The organism is Arthrobacter sp. MAHUQ-56 (assembly GCF_019710585.1).
In the GTDB taxonomy this organism is placed as follows: Bacteria; Actinomycetota; Actinomycetes; order Actinomycetales; family Micrococcaceae; genus Arthrobacter.
Map to the genome: position 1 here is coordinate 254,458 of NZ_JAIFZQ010000004.1, position 13,674 is coordinate 268,131.

General features: G+C 67.5%; 12 protein-coding genes. 4 read left to right on the forward strand and 8 right to left on the reverse strand.

The genetic code is table 11. From position 1 onward, the window contains the following. Positions 1 to 32: 32 nt before the first annotated feature. The gene (locus tag K4G53_RS02735) at positions 33 to 1,532 is read right to left on the reverse strand and encodes an NAD-dependent succinate-semialdehyde dehydrogenase (RefSeq protein ID WP_221383957.1); all 1,500 of its coding nucleotides are present in this window, start codon (positions 1,530 to 1,532) and stop codon (positions 33 to 35) included. A 180-nt stretch (positions 1,533 to 1,712) separates the two neighbouring features. Then, positions 1,713 to 2,588 carry a 16S rRNA (cytidine(1402)-2'-O)-methyltransferase gene (gene rsmI, locus K4G53_RS02740; protein WP_221383958.1) on the reverse strand — a complete coding sequence of 292 codons (876 nt, stop codon included), beginning with the start codon at positions 2,586 to 2,588 and terminating at the stop codon, positions 1,713 to 1,715. 45 nt (positions 2,589 to 2,633) lie between these two features. Here rsmI and K4G53_RS02745 point away from each other — a divergent pair, with 45 nt between their 5' ends. Both K4G53_RS02745 and K4G53_RS02750 read left to right on the forward strand, forming a co-directional pair. Beyond that, positions 2,634 to 4,361, forward strand: coding sequence for a dolichyl-phosphate-mannose--protein mannosyltransferase (locus tag K4G53_RS02745; protein WP_221383959.1), 1,728 nt, complete (start codon positions 2,634 to 2,636; stop codon positions 4,359 to 4,361). 67 nt (positions 4,362 to 4,428) lie between these two features. After that, complete coding sequence (locus K4G53_RS02750) at positions 4,429 to 6,258, forward strand: long-chain fatty acid--CoA ligase (RefSeq protein WP_221383960.1); 1,830 nt, start codon at positions 4,429 to 4,431, stop codon at positions 6,256 to 6,258. 4 nt (positions 6,259 to 6,262) lie between these two features. Here K4G53_RS02750 and K4G53_RS02755 read toward each other — a convergent pair whose 3' ends face one another. Together K4G53_RS02755 and K4G53_RS02760 are read right to left on the reverse strand one after the other, a co-directional pair. After that, a complete protein-coding gene (locus K4G53_RS02755; RefSeq protein WP_221383961.1) occupies positions 6,263 to 7,516 on the reverse strand; it encodes a TIGR01906 family membrane protein in 1,254 nt (417 codons plus the stop codon). A gap of 125 nt (positions 7,517 to 7,641) precedes the next feature. Beyond that, positions 7,642 to 8,634: a stage II sporulation protein M gene (locus K4G53_RS02760; RefSeq protein ID WP_221383962.1), complete on the reverse strand. Its 993-nt coding sequence runs from the start codon at positions 8,632 to 8,634 to the stop codon at positions 7,642 to 7,644. Positions 8,635 to 8,705: 71 nt separating this feature from the next. On the opposite strand from K4G53_RS02760, the gene K4G53_RS02765 reads away from it, so the two are divergent. Continuing rightward, entirely contained in the window at positions 8,706 to 9,506 is an 801-nt protein-coding gene (locus tag K4G53_RS02765) for an RDD family protein (protein WP_221383963.1), read from the forward strand. Between the two features lies 1 nt (position 9,507). Here K4G53_RS02765 and K4G53_RS02770 read toward each other — a convergent pair whose 3' ends face one another. The 4 genes from K4G53_RS02770 to K4G53_RS02785 all read right to left on the reverse strand — a co-directional run bounded on the left by K4G53_RS02770 (position 9,508) and on the right by K4G53_RS02785 (position 13,042). Beyond that, positions 9,508 to 10,746, reverse strand: coding sequence for an Ig-like domain-containing protein (locus K4G53_RS02770; protein WP_221383964.1), 1,239 nt, complete (start codon positions 10,744 to 10,746; stop codon positions 9,508 to 9,510). 64 nt (positions 10,747 to 10,810) lie between these two features. Continuing rightward, entirely contained in the window at positions 10,811 to 12,277 is a 1,467-nt protein-coding gene (gene ahcY, locus K4G53_RS02775) for an adenosylhomocysteinase (RefSeq protein WP_221383965.1), read from the reverse strand. Between the two features lie 72 nt (positions 12,278 to 12,349). Next, on the reverse strand, positions 12,350 to 12,577 hold the full coding sequence (locus K4G53_RS02780; protein ID WP_221383966.1) for a Trm112 family protein: 228 nt from the start codon (positions 12,575 to 12,577) through the stop codon (positions 12,350 to 12,352). A gap of 78 nt (positions 12,578 to 12,655) precedes the next feature. Continuing rightward, positions 12,656 to 13,042 (reverse strand): DUF3499 domain-containing protein, encoded by a 387-nt coding sequence (locus tag K4G53_RS02785; protein WP_221383967.1) that lies wholly within the window; start codon positions 13,040 to 13,042, stop codon positions 12,656 to 12,658. Positions 13,043 to 13,161: 119 nt separating this feature from the next. On the opposite strand from K4G53_RS02785, the gene K4G53_RS02790 reads away from it, so the two are divergent. Then, entirely contained in the window at positions 13,162 to 13,674 is a 513-nt protein-coding gene (locus tag K4G53_RS02790) for a metallopeptidase family protein (protein WP_221383968.1), read from the forward strand.

The following is a 13,674-nucleotide window of genomic DNA, read 5'->3' on the forward strand; positions in this document are numbered from 1 at the left end:
GCCGGCAGCGCCCGATCCTTCAGCCGTCAGGCCTACCCGGCGTAGGGGTCGGCGATGCCGATGTACTGGGTGTAGAGGTATTCCTCGATGCCTTCGAGGCCGCCTTCGCGTCCCAGCCCGGACTGCTTGACACCGCCGAACGGTGCCGCGGCGTTGGAGATGACCCCGGCGTTCAGGCCGAGCATGCCCGTCTCGAGCTTTTCGCCCATCCGGATGCCGCGGTTGAGGTCCTTGGTGAAGACGTAAGCCACCAGGCCGTACTCGGTGTTGTTGGCCAGACGCACCGCGTCGTCTTCACTGCTGAAGGTGATGATCGGCGCGACCGGGCCGAAGATTTCCTCGGACAGGATCCGCGTGCCCTCCGTGACCCCGGAGAGGATGGTGGGCTGGTAGAAGTAGCCCGGGCCCTCCACCGGTCCGCCGCCCAGCACGGCCTTGGCGCCGGAGGCAACGGCGTCGGACACCAGTTCGTGGACCTTGTCCCGGCTCTTGGCGTCGATCAGCGGGCCCACCTTGGACTCCGGTTCGGTGCCCCGGGCGGTGGTCATTTCCTTCATCTTCGCGGCGAACTTCTCCGCGAACTCGCCGGCGACCGATTCGTGCACGATGAAGCGGTTGGCAGCAGTGCAAGCCTCGCCCATGTTCCGCAGCTTGGCCAGCATGGCCCCGGCGACGGCGGCGTCCAGGTCGGCGTCCTCGAAGACCACGAACGGGGCGTTGCCGCCCAGTTCCATCGAGGTGCGCAGCACGGTTTCGGAGGCGTCGGCCAGCAGGCGCCGGCCCACCTCGGTGGAACCGGTGAAGGACAGCTTGCGAAGACGGGAATCCTTGATCAGCGGCCCGGTGGTGGCACCGGCGGTTGAGGTGGGAATGACGTTCAGGACGCCGGCGGGCAGGCCGGCTTCCATCATGACGGCCGCGAACAGCTGGGAGGTCAGCGGCGTGAGGTTCGCGGACTTCAGCACCATGGTGCAGCCTGCGGCGACCGCGGGGGCGATCTTGCGGGTGGCCATGGCCAGCGGGAAGTTCCACGGCGTGATCAGCAGGCAGGGGCCCACCGGCTTCTTGGTCACCAGCAGGCGGGACTTGCCGTCCGGCGAGACGGAGTAGCGGCCGAACGCGCGGACGGCTTCTTCGGAGAACCAGCGGAGGAACTCGGCGCCGTAGGTTACCTCGCCGCGGGCTTCGGCCAGCGGCTTGCCCATTTCCATGGTCATCAGCAGGGCGAAGTCCTCGGCCCGTTCGGTCACCAGGTCAAACGCCCGGCGCAGGATCTCGCCGCGTTCGCGCGGCGGGACTTTTGCCCAGGACTCCTGGGCCGCGGCGGCGGCGTCCAGGGCCGCGGCGCCGTCCTCGGGGCCGGCGTCGGCAATGCTCAGCAGCACTTTCCCGGTGGCGGGATCCTCGACGTCGAACGTCTTGCCCGAAGCGGCGTCGCGCCACTCGCCGTTGATGAGCAGCCCGGTGGGAACGGAGGCCAGAAGCCGGCTTTCGCGCTCGGCGCTAACGGCAGGCTGTGCGGTGACAGTCACGATGACTCCCTCGTCAGTAGGGTTGTGGCAGCCCGTGCTGCGGCCGGAGTGACCGGGCTCATTGGGCTGATTAACAGCCAGACTACTGCCGGGCCCGCCCGGGGTCTACGCCGTTGCGCACTGCCAAAGCGCAGCCCTGCTGTGCAGCTGCACAGCAGGGCTGCGGGGCCTGCGGACCCGTCAGCGGGCGGCAAGGACCGCCGCGTACAGCTCCCGCTTGCTGACCCGCACGTCTTCAGCGACTGCCGCCACGGCTTCCTTGAGCCGGATGCCCTGGGCCATCAGCTCGGTGACTGCCGCCACGTGGTCCTCGGGGGTTCCGGCCGCCTGCTCGGGCGCGCCGCCCAGCACCACCGCGATCTCGCCGCGGACTTCAGTCGTTTCCGCCCAGTGCAGCAGCTCACCGACCGTGCCCCGGATGACTTCCTCGTAGGTCTTGGTCAGCTCCCGGCACACAGCGATGGGCCGGTCCGGGCCGAACCTTTCACGCAGGGCCCGCAGCATTGCTTCGAGCCGGTGCGGGGCCTCGAAGAACACCATGGTGCGGCGCTCCCCGGCCAGATCGGCCAGGCGCGAGGCGCGTTCGCCGGCTTTGCGGGGAAGGAAGCCCTCGAAGCAGAACCGGTCCGTCGGCAGGCCCGACAACGCCAACGCGGTGAGGACGGCGGAGGGGCCGGGGACGGCGGTGACAGGCAGCCCTGCAGCGATCGCGCCTTCCACCAGCCGGAAGCCAGGGTCCGACACTGACGGCATCCCGGCGTCGGTCACCATCACCAGCGTGCTGCCCGCCCGGACTTGATCCAGGAGGTCGGAGGTCCGGGACGCCTCATTGTGCTCGTGGTAGCTGATCACGCGGCCGGCGACGGTAACGCCCAGGCTCTGGACCAGGCGGTGGAGGCGGCGCGTATCCTCGGCGGCCACGATGTCAGCCGTGGCGAGCAGCTCGACCAAGCGGGCCGAGGCATCGCCCGTGTTCCCGATCGGCGTGGCGGCGAGCACGATGCGCCCCGCCGTTGAGGGTTCGGGAGCGGGGAGGGGGCTGGGGTTCTGGTCCACCCAACCAGCCTACTGCTGCCGGGTCTTCCAGCCGCAAAAGGTAGCATGGGGCTCGTGACGCAGACCTCGACGCGGCCGCCCGGGGCCGGTGAACCCACCCCTTCGGCCTCCTCCACCGGACCAGGGGCACCTGCGGCCCATACCTCCACAGCGGCCAGGCGTCCCTGGATCAGCCGGCCCGCGGAAACGTTCACCGTCGAAGCCCTGCAGGAAAGGCTCCTCGGCGCGGCCCCTGCCTGGCGGGCCTATCCCCTGTCGCTCCGGCTCTGGTTTGTCCTGGTCCCGGTCCTGACTGCAGTGGCCGGGGGCCTGCTCCGGTTTGTCCGCCTGGAAGTCCCGCACAAACTGGTGTTCGACGAGACCTACTACGTCAAGGACGCCTACTCGTACCTGATCAGCGGGTACGAACGCAGCTGGCCGGACAAAGCCAACGATTCATTCAACGCCGGGGATCCCACGGTCCTGCTGGATTCCCCCGAATATGTGGTCCACCCGCCGGTGGGCAAATGGATGATTGCGGCCGGAATGTGGCTGTTCGGGCCGGACAACCCCTTCGGCTGGCGTTTCGCTGCCGCGCTCACCGGAACACTGACGGTGCTGTTGGTTTCCCTGATCGCCCTGAAGCTGTTCCGCTCACTCCCCCTTGCCGGCGCCGCCGGGCTGCTCCTCGCCGTCGACGGCCACCACCTGGTGATGTCACGTACCGCGCTGCTTGACGTCTTCCTGACGTTCTGGGTCCTCGCCGCATTCGGCGCCCTGCTGCTGGACCGGGACGACGGGCGGCGCCGCCTGGCCTGCCGGCTTGCGCAGGCTGCCGCTTCGAACGGCGGGCAGCCGACGGCCCGCATGCTGATGGCCGGACCATGGCTGGGCATCCGCTGGTGGCGGATCGCGGCAGGAGTCTGCATGGGACTCGCGGTGGGCACCAAGTGGTCCGGACTCTTCTTCCTCGCCGGCTTCGGGCTCCTGACCGTGCTCTGGGACCTCAACGCACGGCGCGTGGCCGGCATCCGCGGCTGGATCAGCGGCGGCGTCATCCGGGACGGCCTGCCGGCCTTTGCAAGCATGGTCCCCGTGGCCGGAGCCGTCTATTCAGGATCCTGGACGGGATGGTTCCTGTCCGGCAATGCCTACTTCCGCCACTGGGCCGAAAGCAACCCGTCCGCGCAGTGGGGCTGGCTGCCAGACTCCGTCCGTTCCCTCGTCCACTACCACCTCGAGGCGTACAAGTTCCACCAGGGCCTGAGCTCCGAACACCCGTACCAGGCCAGTGCCTGGAGCTGGCTGGTCATGGGGCGGCCGACGTCGTTCTTCTATGAATCCCCACCGCAGGGAACCCCCGGGTGCGCCGTGGAGAAGTGCACCTCCGCCATCCTTTCCGTGGGAAACCCACTGGTCTGGTGGCCGGCGGCCATCGCACTGGTCGTCGTGCTGTTCTGGTGGGCAGGGCGCCGGGACTGGCGGGCCGGTGCCGTCCTGGCAGGTGTGGCCGCGGGGTACCTTCCGTGGTTCATGTACCCCGAGCGCACCATGTTCTACTTCTACGCCGTATCCTTCGAACCGTTCCTGGTCCTGGCGCTGGTGTATTGCCTCGGCCTGGTCCTCGGCAGGGCAACGGACCCGCCGTGGCGCCGGCGCTCGGGCCTGTACCTGGTGGCCCTCTTCCTTGCCGCGGCCGTCCTGCTCTCGGCATTCTTCTACCCCATCTGGACGGCGGAGGTCATCCCCTACGTGGACTGGAAGGTCCGTATGTGGATGCCCTCCTGGATCTAGGGCAGGATTGCATGAGACCACCTGAGGAGCCGCTGCCGCGGCGTGGCAGCGGAAACGGAGACCTGCTGTGAGAGAAGCAAGCACGGAACTGCTGGTTGAGCTTGACGCCGACAGCAACGTGACTGACCTGCTGCTGGAGCAGCATGCCGCCAATCCCGCCCATGCGCTGTACCGGCGGAAGGGGCCCAACGGCTGGGTGGACGTGTCGGCGCAGAAATTCCTCCAGGACGTCAGTGCCCTGGCCAAGGGCCTGATCGCCGGCGGCCTGGAGCCAGGGGACACGGTGGCAGTGATGTCCCGGACCTCCTACGAGTGGACCCTGGTGGACTTCGCGATCTGGTTCGCCGGCGGCGTCACCGTTCCCATCTACGAAACATCGTCCGCGAGCCAGGTGGAGTGGATCATCCAGGATGCCGGGGTGCGCCGCGTCTTCGCCGGCGACCGCGCCACGGTGCAGCTGGTCAACGGCGTTGTTGCGGAATCCGCTGCGCTGCGTGACCGCCTGGTCAACGTAGTGCGGATGGATTACGACGGCGAGGCACCGGACCTTGCCAGCCTCGCCGCCGCGGGCGCCGGGGTCAGCGACGCGGAGCTGGAGCGGCAGCGGAGCCGGGCCGGGCTGGACGACATCGCTTCCCTGGTTTACACGTCCGGCACCACCGGAAGGCCCAAAGGGTGCGAGATTACCCACGGGAACTTCGCCCTCGTGGCCAAGAACATCGTTGCCTTCCTGCCGGAAATCCTCCAGGAAAGCAACGCCCGCACCCTGATGTTCCTGCCCCTGGCCCACGTGCTGGCCCGCGCAGTCCAGGTTGTGTGCCTCACGGCCGGAGCAACCCTGGGACACACCCCCGGGGCGGCACAGCTGCTGGAGGACCTGGGGACGTTCAAGCCGACCTTCCTGCTGGTTGTCCCCCGGATTTTCGAGAAGGTGCGGGCAACCGCGGCGCATAAGGCGGCTTTGGCGGGCAAAGGCCGCCTTTTCGAGGCCGCTGCCGCCGCCGCCATCCAGTACTCGCGGGAGCAGGACAGGCAAAGCCGGGGCGAGGGACCCGGGCCGGGGCTCTTCAGCCGCCTGCGGCACGCAGCCTACGACCGGCTGCTGTATCCCCGGCTCCGCCAGGCCCTCGGCGGCGAGGTGGGGTACACCGTGTCCGGTGCCAGCCCGTTGGCCTCGGAGGATGCCCACTTCTTCCGCGGCGTCGGCATCCCCGTCCTCGAAGGGTACGGACTGACCGAAACCACGGCACCGTGCACGGCCAATACGCCGTCCCGCACCAAGGTGGGGACTGTGGGGATACCCATTCCCGGGACCACCATCCGCGTCGCCGAAGACGGCGAGATCCTGGTGAAGGGCATCGGCGTCTTCAAGGGGTACCACGCCAACCCGGCGGCCAACGCCGAAGCATTCGTGGACGGCTTCTTCCGGACCGGCGACTTTGGTGTCCTGGACGCAGACGGCTTCCTCACCGTGACGGGGCGGAAGAAGGACCTGCTGGTCACGGCCGGCGGCAAGAACGTGGCACCGGGCCCGCTGGAGGAACGGATCCGCGCCCACCAGCTGGTGGGGCACGCCGTCGTCGTCGGTGACGGCAAGCCGTTCGTGTCAGCCCTGCTGACCCTGGACCCGGAGGGCGTCGCGAACTGGCGGTCGGAGCGGGGGCTGCCCCCGCTCCCCCTCCGGGAAGCCACCAGCGATCCCCAGATCCTTGCCGCCGTCCAGGAGGCCGTGGACCACGCCAACGAACTGGTGTCGAAGGCGGAATCGGTGCGCACGTTCGCACTCCTGGACACCGACTTCAGCGTGGAATCCGGGCACCTGACGCCGTCGCTGAAACTCAAGCGGGCCGTCGTCGTACAGGACTTCCAGGCGGAGATCGCCAAACTGTACGGCTGAGCTGCTACGCCGTCTCTGCGGCCTCCGGGCCGTCCTGGGCCGCCGACCGCTCCTTGGGTGCCAGGCCACGGCGCCGGCGCGTGGGCCAGGTAAGCACCACGGTCACCAGCGAGGTCACCAGCACAAGGCCGGCGATGGCGATGCCGGCGTCGATCCAGAACTGGCCCGGGAAGAGCCTGATCAGCGTGTCATCGAGGCTGAACGTCCAGGACCCGTCGGCGAAGAAGATCCGGTGGAATTCGGTGAAGAACTGCTGCCAGCCCAGGGCCGCCAGGGTGCCGAGGCCAAGAATCAGCACCAGCGTGATGACCGATCCCGCGAACAGGCCGCGGCGGACGCCGCCGGTGCTCCGCTTGCGCAGGTAGAGGACGGCAATAAGTGCCAGGAGCAGCAGCGCGGCTCCGGCACCGAAGGTGGAGAGGATGACCACCTTCACGTCCGCCATGTGGCTGACTTCGCCGTCCTTGAACAGTTTGTCGCCGCTGCGGTGCACCAGGTCGCCCAGGTAGCGGGGGCCCGCCCAGTTGCTGAGGTAGTCCACCGCGTAGGAGCCGTAAGTCATCCTGTCGTCGGTGCTGAAGCCGTAGCCATCGCCGGGGAATCCGGGACGGTTGTACTCCACCCACAGGAAGAGCGGGCTGGTCACGGCCCGGACGGCCAGGATCAGGAGGATGAACGGGTAGGCGATGGCCAGCAGGACCTGCATGACGCGCGGGGCCACGGGCCGGGCGTTCGCGGCGCTCTCCCGCTGGGCGTTGCGTCGTTCCACCTCTTCCTCGGGCGGGCGGACGTGCAGCGCTGATGTGGGCAGGGGCTCCCGGAAAACCGGAGAGCCGGACTGGCCATCGGCCGCGCTGGAATTGTCGGCGCGCGAAGTTGCGCGCCCGGAAGGTTCGACGGCGGCTTCCGCGGCTTTGCGGTCAGCCCTGCTTTCTGGCTGGGCTGCCTTGCGCACGGCGCCACCGTCCTGCGTGTGGCGCGGGCCGGACGCCTCCGTCCGGGTGGTGCCTGCTGCGGAGGCAGCGGCGGTGGCTGATGATCCGGAGGCAGCGGCGGTGGCTGACGATCCGGCGGTTGATGAACCGGCGCCGGGGGCCGCGCCGGCTTCGGCGGAGCGTCCGGAGTCCCCGCCGGAGGCTTCCCCATCGGCGGGCTTCAGCCAGGAAAACGCGGGCTCGTCGGAGTCCCCGGACGTGTCCAGGAAAGGTTCCGGCTGCGGCGCAGCGCTTTTGGCGCGGGCCGGTGTTTCGTCGTTCACAGCAGCGTCACTTCCGTTGGGTTCCACGCCGGACCCAGTACGCCGGCGCGATTCATTTCTGTTGACGAGCCTACCGTCAGGGACTTCGGCACGGCGAGGAACCACCCCGGCTGGATTACAACGATTCAGGCAGCGATTTCTGCGTATCCGGAATCCTCGTCCCGAAGATCCCCGCGTTCCCCCGCCAGGTACGCCCGCTTCCCCCATACCAGGACGTAGGTCCAGTACGCTGCCAGCACCGACGCGCCGATGCCGATCCGAAACCAGGCCGGCAGCGGGCTGGGCGTCACGAACCCTTCCACCAGTCCCGAGACGAACAGGACCAGGACCAGTCCCAGTGCCACGGTGACCAGGGACCGCCCCTCCACCGCCACCGCGCGGCCCCTTGTCCGGGGCCCCGGCGAGACCATCGCCCAGAAGATCCGAAGGCCGGCGGCGCAGGCAACAAAGACGGCGGTGAGCTCCATGAGGCCATGGGGCAGGATGTAGCTGAAAAAGACGTCGGACTTGCCCGCTGCGGCGAAGATCCCGGCGGCAATTCCCACCCCTTGGGCGTTGCTGAACAGGATCATCGGCACCCAGATCCCGGTGATTCCCAAGGCCACGGCCTGTGCGCTGATCCAGGCGTTGTTGGTCCACACGGCGCCGGCAAAGGAGGCCGCCGGGTTTTCGGAGTAGTAGCCAACGAAGTCTTCGTTGACATACCGGGCGGCCTCCGCCTCGGAGGCGACTGCCCGGAGCGCTTCCGGGGACGTGCCCAGCCAGGCGGCGTAGGCCGCGGCTATGAGGACAAAGGCGGTTCCGCAGGCCAGGGTTAGCCATGTCAGCCGGTACAGCGCCGCCGGCAGGGCCACCACGAAGAACCGGGCGAGGTCCGCCATCGTGTTGGACCGTGCACCGGTGAAGCGGGTCCTGGCCAAGGCGAGGGTGGCGGACAGTGATGCGGACAGCCCGCTTTCCGGAGCCACGGAGCGGATCAGGGACAGGTGGCCGGAGACGGCCTGGTACAGAGCCAGCAGCTCATCGGCTTCGCGGCCGGTGAGCCTGCCTTTGGAGGCCAGGTTCTGCAGCCGCGCCCATTTGTCCGCGTTGACTGCGGAAAAGGCGTCCATATCCACGGCCTCAGCCTAGCGTCCCGCATTAGACTTTGACCGTCCAACACCAGCACCGCGAAGAACAGGGACGCAGCGTGAGCCTGATAGTCACCGGTGAGGCCGTAGTCCTGGAACTGCGGCCCGCGTCCTTTGCCGCGCGGGCGTTGGGCCTGGCCATCGACGTCGTGTTCCATGCGGTCCTGCTGGTGGCAGTCCTGTGGGGCCTGTCGGCGGCTGGGCGGGACCTCGATGACGCAGCCGGGCGCGCCCTGGTCCTCACCGGCGTCGTGTTTTCCCTGGTGGTGGTGCCCGTGGGGCTGGAAACGCTGACCCGGGGCCGGTCCCTGGGCAAGCTCGCCACTGGGTTGCGGGTGGTCCGCGACGACGGCGGCGCCATCCGGTTCCGGCATGCCGTGATCCGCGGACTGACTGGATTCCTCGAGATCTATCTGACGTTCGGCGGCCTGGCACTCGCCGTCGCGCTCTTCAATGACAAATCCCGGCGGCTCGGAGACCTGCTGGCCGGGACCTACTCCGTGCGCGGCCGGGTTCCGGTTGAGCGCGCTGCTGCGGTCTTCGTTCCACCAGCCCTCCTGCCATGGGCTTCGACGGCGGACATCGGCAGGATCCCCGACGCCACGGCGCGCCGTGCCGCACAGTTCATCCGCCAAGCGGGCCGCATGGCGCCGGCGTCCAGGGCGGCGATGGCAGCGTCGGTCGCCGCGGAACTGTCAGCGCACGTGGCTCCGTCTCCGCCACCAGCGACGGGGCCGGAGGATTTCCTGGCCGCCGTCGTCGCCGAGCGCCGGAACAGGGAGTTCAGCAGGCTGGCCCAGGCCCGCCGCCGGAACAGCGCTGTGGGCGAGCGGCTGCAAAAGCTTCCCTTCGGCGAGTGACTTAGTTGTCGTACTCGTTCCAGGGGATGTTCCAGTCCCCGTAGCCGTCGTCAAGGGCTGCGAAGTCGCCTTCGGTATTGATGATCTGGACCACGTCCCCGGTGCCCATGTTGTCGAAGACCCAAGCAGCGCCGTCGGGAGCGAAACCTATGCAGCCGTGCGAAACGTTGGTGTTGCCGATGTAGGGGAAAGCAGACGGCAGGGCCTGGTGGATATACGCGCCGCTGAGGGTGAGCCGGATGGTGTATTCGACGTCCACATCGCCGTAGTAGGCCGGATCATCCGGCTTGAGACCGATGCTTGAGGCCCGGAAGTGGTCATAGCGGTTCTTCTCCATCAGCACTGCGTAGCCCTTGGCCGACGGGAAGCGCTTGTCCCCCATGCTGACGGGCAGCGTCTTGACGGGCTGGTCATTAACGCTGAGCGTGAAGGTGTGTGCGGTGGCATCGGCGACCGCCACCTTCTTGTCACCGATCGAGACGTTCACCTTCTTGTTGAAATTGGCGATCTGCCCGTTCCCCAGGTCCACGCCGAACAACTGCATGTCCATGGAGACGGTGGAGTTGGCGGTCCAGAAGTTCTCGGGCCGGTACCGGACCATGGTGTCGCTGTGCCAGTGGAACGCTCCCACCTGGCCGGCACTGCTGGTGACCTTGATGGCCTTTTCCACGGCCTCTCGGTTGACCACCGGCTCGCTGAAGATGATCTGCAGGGGCTGGCCGACGCCAACCTTCATGCCGTTCAGTGGGTAGACGGCGGCATCTGCCTCATGCGAGCTGGACACTGTGCTGAAGGACTGGGTGGTGCTGGTTTCCCGTCCGGCACCGTCCTTGACCACGTACGTGTAGCTGTATCCGGTGTTGAATTCGAGCGGGCCGGACGCAGACCATGCCGTCCTGTTCGCATCGATGCTGCCCTCGACGGTCTTGCCGGCGGTGCTGGTCAGGGTGACGCGCTCAATGGTGCCGTTGCCCACCTTCAGGGAGACAGGAGCGGCAGGGTTCACCTGCTTGGCGCCGTTGGCCGGCGCGGCATCCAGGCGCACCGGCGGCACCACGGGCGAAGCGATGCCTGGCGAAGTGCGCAGCGCCGATCCGGCTTCGGATTCCACGGGGCCGCCTGCCAGGCCCGGCGCCACGGCGGCGAAAACCCCGCCAACGGCCGCCAGCACGCAGACGGCAGCCACGGCAAGGATCTTTTTCACGGTCCCCCGGCGCCGGGGCTTCACATCAGGCTCCATCTTTCCGATCCTAGGCGCAAAAAATAACGGCCCGGGCGCGTTGCCGCGCCCGGGCCCTTACATCTCAGTAACGGTAATGCTCCGGCTTGTACGGGCCGGCGACGTCGATGTCCAGGTATTCGGCCTGGTCCTTCGTCAGCTCGGTGAGTTCCACGCCCAGTGCGTCCAGGTGCAGTCGGGCAACCTTCTCGTCCAGGACCTTGGGGAGGACGTAAACCTCGTTGGCGTATTCCTTCTGGTCCTTCTTGGTCCACAGTTCAATCTGCGCGATGGTCTGGTTGGCGAAGGAGTTGCTCATGACGAACGACGGGTGGCCGGTGGCGTTGCCCAGGTTCAGCAGGCGGCCCTCGGAGAGGACGATGATGGAGCGCTCGGCGTCCGAGCCACGGTCAAAGACCCACTCGTGCACCTGGGGCTTGATTTCCACCTTTTCGATGCCCGGGATCCTGGCCAGGCCGGCGATATCGATCTCGTTGTCGAAGTGGCCGATGTTGCCCACGATGGCCTTGTTCTTCATGGCCGCCATGTGCCCAGCCATGATGACGTCCTTGTTGCCCGTGGTGGTGATGAAGATGTCGCCCTGGGCGAGCACCGACTCCAGCTTGGCCACCTGGTAGCCGTCCATGGCTGCCTGCAGGGCGCAGATGGGGTCAATCTCGGTGACGATGACCCGTGAGCCCTGGCCGCGGAGAGCTTCCGCGGCGCCCTTGCCGACGTCGCCGTAGCCGCAGACCACCGCAACCTTGCCGCCCATCAGGACATCGGTGGCGCGGTTGATGCCGTCGGGCAGGGAGTGGCGGATGCCGTACTTGTTGTCGAACTTGCTCTTGGTGACGGAGTCGTTGACGTTAATGGCCGGGAAGAGCAGCTTGCCCTGCTCCGCCAGCTGGTACAGGCGGTGGACACCGGTGGTGGTCTCCTCGGTAACGCCCTTGATGGTGGCTGCGGTGCGGGTCCACTTCTTGGGATCGGCGTCCAGCGAGCGGCGCAGGACATCGAGGAAGATGCCGTATTCCTCGGAGTCGGTGGGATCAGCGGAGGGCACATTGCCGGCAGCTTCGAACTCCACGCCCTTGTGCACCAGCATGGTGGCGTCGCCGCCGTCGTCCAGGATCATGTTCGGGCCCAGCTCGGGATCGGTGTCGGCACCGGGCCAGGTGAGGATCTGTTCGGCCGTCCACCAGTACTCTTCGAGGGTTTCGCCCTTCCAGGCGAACACCGGAACACCCTGCGGATCCTCCACGGTGCCCTTGCCCACCACAACAGCGGCGGCGGCTTCGTCCTGGGTGGAGAAGATGTTGCAGGAAGCCCAGCGCACTTCCGCGCCCAGCGCGGTGAGGGTTTCGATCAGCACGGCGGTCTGCACCGTCATGTGCAGGGACCCGGCGATCCGCGCACCCTTCAGCGGCTGGCTTTCACCGAACTCCTCGCGCAGGGACATCAGTCCCGGCATCTCGTGCTCGGCCAGGCGGATCTGGTGCCGGCCGGCTTCCGCCAGGGAAATATCGGCAACCTTGTAGTCAAACGTCATGGGTGGTCCTTTGCTTCGTCCGGGCCCCGTCCGGTTCCCGTGCTGCTGGGTCTGAAAATCGTGCGGGCTGAACTAGTGCCTGTCGGCGCCGGGATCGTGCTGGTCCGATCCGGCCGTGGCTGCTGCGGCCAGCAGTTCCGGTGGCAGCAGCAGGGGGATTCCATCCTCGATTGCGTAGCGGTTCTTTACCCCGTCTTCGCCGGCCGTGGTGGCCACCAGCTCTTCGCCTTCCTGGACCAGGGGCGAGCCGGTCACGGGGCAACGCAGGACGGACAACAGCTCGGGACTGATCTTTGGCATTTGTTCATGCTCCCTGGCGGGCGCGCTCGCGCCGGTAGCGGAAAGATGTGCAGGTCCAAGCCTACCGCCAGATGGGCGTCAGGACGGTTCGCGGAGGACCCTCAGATGCCCGCGGCGCACCCCTTCAGCACCTGGCGGCGCCTCGAGCGCGGAGTGGTGCCCGCGCTGCGCCGGCGGCTGCACCTCGGGGGGAAGGGCCGCGGCATCCCTTACGGCGTTGGCAAGGGCCAGCAGGTCGTCCGGCCCGGGCTGCTGCGGCGTTGACGGCATTGCCAGGCGCAGGACTTCCCAGCCCCGGGGAACTGTCAACGAGTCGGCATGCTGTTCGCAGAGGTCATAGCAGTGCGGCTCGGCATACGTGGCCAGCGGACCCAGGACTGCGGTGGAATCCGCATACACGTACGTCAGGGTGGCTACCGCTGACTGGCGGCAGGCAGACCTTGAACACTGACGTATAGCTCCCACGACATCCCAGACTACCCGGTCGCACCAGTTAACCCGCGCATTGGCGCCCGGTGGGACACACGCCTTTCCTGCCCTGGAGATGTATCGCGTAAATCCACGCCCGGGTTTAGAGTCGATATATGCAGTCATCGAACCATGAATCAGGTTTTTCGGTCCGGTTGGCTGACCCGGATGCCCCGGTTGGTCCGGGCACGGAGCCCGTGGGCCGAAGCTTCTCAAGGCGGCGCCGCAACCGCCATGGACGCGGCCTCCGCGGTGAGGTGGTTCTTCCCACCCACCCCGGCCACCGGACACGGTCCGACCGTTTCGACGACATGGTGCTGGACTCCGCCCAGCGGTTGCACGATATCTGGGGTAAAACCCTGGACGGCGTACGGTTCGGCGTCGACGAGATACCGCCGGACCTTGAGGAACTCGCAGCGAACGCAGCCCCGGTGCCCATGGGCTCCTACACACCCGCCGCTGGAGGGGAAGGACCGATGATTACGGTCTACCGCCGCGTGGTTGAGCAGGCATGCTCAACTGTGGAGGAACTCCAGGACCTGGTCCATGACGTGGTGGTGGAGCACACAGCGGAGATGCTGGGCGTCGCTCCCGAGACCCTCGACCCCGTCTATCGCCGGCGTTACTGA

Excerpts from the sequence above, each read along its gene's own strand:
- K4G53_RS02745 (WP_221383959.1), top strand. The coding sequence starts at position 2,634 with ATGGGGCTCGTGACGCAGACCTCGACGCGGCCGCCCGGGGCCGGTGAA.
- K4G53_RS02770 (WP_221383964.1), bottom strand. The coding sequence starts at position 10,746 with ATGGAGCCTGATGTGAAGCCCCGGCGCCGGGGGACCGTGAAAAAGATC.
- ahcY (WP_221383965.1), bottom strand. The coding sequence starts at position 12,277 with ATGACGTTTGACTACAAGGTTGCCGATATTTCCCTGGCGGAAGCCGGC.
- K4G53_RS02780 (WP_221383966.1), bottom strand. The coding sequence starts at position 12,577 with ATGCCAAAGATCAGTCCCGAGCTGTTGTCCGTCCTGCGTTGCCCCGTG.
- K4G53_RS02790 (WP_221383968.1), top strand. The coding sequence starts at position 13,162 with ATGCAGTCATCGAACCATGAATCAGGTTTTTCGGTCCGGTTGGCTGAC.